This is a genomic window from Kitasatospora sp. NPDC059747, assembly GCF_042732955.1.
Classification (GTDB): domain Bacteria; phylum Actinomycetota; class Actinomycetes; order Streptomycetales; family Streptomycetaceae; genus Kitasatospora.
Window position 1 is genome coordinate 1 of the sequence record NZ_JBHWGV010000252.1, and the last position, 3,348, is coordinate 3,348.

The 3,348-nt window shown below is 57.6% G+C and carries 3 protein-coding genes; 1 reads left to right on the forward strand and 2 read right to left on the reverse strand.

What is annotated here, in order from left to right; translation table 11 throughout:
- Positions 1–99: 99 nt before the first annotated feature.
- Together ACFV4G_RS43185 and ACFV4G_RS43190 are read right to left on the reverse strand one after the other, a co-directional pair.
- On the reverse strand, positions 100–1,041 hold the full coding sequence (locus tag ACFV4G_RS43185) for an IS110 family transposase (protein WP_093200084.1): 942 nt from the start codon (positions 1,039–1,041) through the stop codon (positions 100–102).
- A 287-nt stretch (positions 1,042–1,328) separates the two neighbouring features.
- A complete protein-coding gene (locus tag ACFV4G_RS43190) occupies positions 1,329–1,736 on the reverse strand; it encodes a MarR family transcriptional regulator (RefSeq protein WP_026078139.1) in 408 nt (135 codons plus the stop codon).
- A 300-nt stretch (positions 1,737–2,036) separates the two neighbouring features.
- Here ACFV4G_RS43190 and ACFV4G_RS43195 point away from each other — a divergent pair.
- Positions 2,037–3,348, forward strand: a 1,312-nt coding sequence (locus ACFV4G_RS43195; RefSeq protein WP_380449101.1) for an efflux RND transporter permease subunit, incomplete at its 3' end; no start/stop codon positions are given.

The window sequence follows — 3,348 nt, forward strand, 5'->3', positions numbered from 1 at the left end:
GGGTAACCTGGCAGGACGCCAGGTTAGCCGTTCTGGGCCAAGGATGGCCCATGACGGCGGCCCACGGTCCAAAGCCGGAGTGAGCAACCGTGTCGAATCTCAAGCCATTTCAGCGAAATGTTTTTGATCTCGGACCATCGCATTCAGGATCGTCAGCAGCTTTCTCATGCATGCAACCAGCGCCACTTTCTTCGTCTTCCCTGCAGCAAGCAGACGGTTGTAGAACCTCTCGATCACCGGGTTATGGCTCTTCGAGGACAAGACAGCCATGTAAAGCACACTTCGCACCTCAGCTCGACCACCCCATATCCGTCTACGTCCTTTGTACAGGCCGCTATCGCAGTTAAAAGGGGCCACACCAACCAATGCAGCCACTTGTTTGCGATTCACTTTGCCTAGCTCAGGAACCATCGCCAGCAGCGAAAGTGCGAGCACATTGCCAACACCTGAGACCTCGCGCAGCAAATCATAATTGGCCTTCCAGGCCGGCGAAGCTTTGATCGCTTCGTGCAAGTCATCGTCTGTACTTTTAAGACGCTTTTGAAGCCAGACGATATGTGCCTTGATATCCCGTCGAAGCGCCTTGAATACCGCCTGTTTCAGTCGAGACTCCTCCGCCACGATCATATCGATAAGCTGACGGCGTCTAGTCAGTAGATCTGCCAGTTCACGAGCGTGTTCATCTGGCATCTCCCGAATTTCGGGTTTGACCGCCTGAGCAAACTCCGCAATCACCTGGGCATCCAGAGCGTCGGTTTTAGCCAGCCGTCCGGTAGCCTTAGCGAAATCACGGACCTGACGGGGATTGACAACAACGACTGGTAATCCAGCAGCGCAAAGCTCGGCAGCGGCAAGCCGCTCATATCCGCCAGTTGCTTCCAGCACCACTAAAGCGGGCATCTGAGCCTTGAGATGCTTAGCTAAACGCTGGATATCTTCTGGAGTATTGAAAAACTGCTCGACTTGGCCAGTAGTGCTGACGAATGAGTCGAGCTTGTTTTTGGAAACATCAATTCCGACGAACGCAGAGTCATGGTCCATGGCGTTTTCCTCACGTCCAACCTTGCAGAATCGGGCTTTACGCCCAGGCAACCGTTCGGACTAGTTTAGAAAAGAACCTGCTTCGACCCATGCTCACTCACGATCTTGAAATCTGAGGGCACCACGGTCTGAAGCAGGTGAAAATAATCTTACAAGGGCACACCGAGCCTAAGCGAGGTGCCGAGTGGTGGGGCAAGAGCGTTTTGCTTACTTTTGCGCTTTTCAAAAGTGAGCCGCTGTAAGAGCGGAACCATAGGCGGCCGTTACCTAAATAACGGATATACCCCCTAACCCAACAACGCCCGAGCAAACTCATCAGACGCAATAAAGTCCATGGCCTTGCGCAACTCGCAAGCCGCCTCAGCCCCAAACACCTCATCAAACCGCACCGCCATCTGCCTGGACACCACCCGCGCCTCCTCGTACTTACGCTGCCCCGCATCGGTCAACAGCACCCTCCGGCTACGGCGGTCCAACTCATCCACCCGCAACACCACCAGCCCATCCCGCACCAGCGGCTTGAGCGTATGCCCCAGGGCCGACAAATCCATCACCAACGACTGCGCCAAGTCACGCATTTTGGGCGCGTCCCCATTGGCAATGTGGTTCATCAACGAATACTGAGTGGCCTTCAGCCCAAACGGCAAAAACGCCTCATCATAGATTTGCGCCATCCGCCGGGACGCACGACGCACGGCTCCATTGGAACAGGTGCTGGGACTATTGAGGACGGGCGGTGCGCATTTCACAGGCTGATCACTCGCTACAGCTAAAGGGTTAACCGAACGTTAATCCGGCAAGATGAATATTGACACATGTAGCAACAAATTAGTTGCGTATGCCTCTAAACGCTATATCGTGGCATATGCCTCTATTTTGACCGGATGTCAGTGCAGTTGGCCCGGATTACAGACGGGCGGGGCAGGAGGGAAGCGCTGTTTGGTACCTCCTTCAGTCATCAACTTCCTGTCTGGATCACATCTATGCTCAACCTCGTGCGCATCGCATTGCGGCGCCCCTATACCTTCCTGGTATTGGCTATTTTCATTCTGATTGTGGGCCCGCTCGCGGCCTGGCGTACCCCGACCGACATCTTCCCCGAAATTCGCATTCCTGTGATTGCCGTGATCTGGCAGTACACCGGCTTGCCTCCGGATCAGATGGCCGGCCGGATCACCTCGCCGTTCGAGCGGGTGCTGACCACCACGGTCAACGACATCCGCCATATCGAGGCGGAGTCGTTGAACGGCTTCGGCATCGTCAAGGTGTACTTCCAGCCGGGGGTCAATATCAGTACGGCCAACGCACAAGTGACGTCGGTGTCCCAGGCCATCCTGCGCCAACTGCCGCCGGGCACCACGCCGCCGCTGGTACTCAACTACAGCGCCTCGACGGTGCCGATCGTGCAACTGGCATTGTCCGGCAAAGGCCTCACCGAACAGAGGCTGGGCGACCTGGGCCTCAACACCGTACGCCTGATGCTGACCACAGTGCCCGGTGCGGCACTCCCATACCCCTTCGGCGGCAAGACCCGCCAGGTGCAGATCGACCTCGACTCGGCGCGGATGCAGGCGCGCGGGCTGTCGGCGCAAGACGTGGCCACTGCCCTCGCTACGCAGAACCTGATCACCCCGATAGGCACGCAAAAGATCGGCAGCTACGAGTTCAACCTGCAACTGAACAACTCGCCGACGGATTTCCACGACCTGGAAAACCTGCCGATCAAGACCTCTGACGGCACTACCGTATTGATTCGTGACGTGGCCACCGTCCGTGACGGCAACCCGCCGCAGACCAACATCGTGCACGTCAACGGCAACCGTTCCGTGTTGCTGCCGGTGCTCAAGACCGGTTCGGCGTCGACCCTCGGGGTGATCGCCGGCATCAAGGACAAACTGGCCGACAACAAAGGCGCGTTGCCGCCCAACCTGAACATCGATCTGATCGGCGACCAGTCGCTGTTCGTGCGTTCGGCCATCAGCGGTGTGGCCCGTGAAGGGGTGATTGCAGCGGCGCTGACCAGCCTGATGATTCTGTTGTTCCTCGGCAGTTGGCGCTCCACGGTGATCATCGCCACCTCGATTCCCCTGGCCATCCTGTCGTCGATTGCCACGCTGTCGGCGCTCGGCGAAACCCTCAACATCATGACCCTCGGCGGCCTCGCATTGGCCGTGGGGATTCTGGTGGACGACGCCACGGTGACCATTGAGAACATCAACTGGCACTTGGAGCAGGGCAAACCGGTGGAGACCGCGATCCTCGACGGTGCGGCGCAGAACGTCACGCCGGCGTTCCTGACGCTGCTGA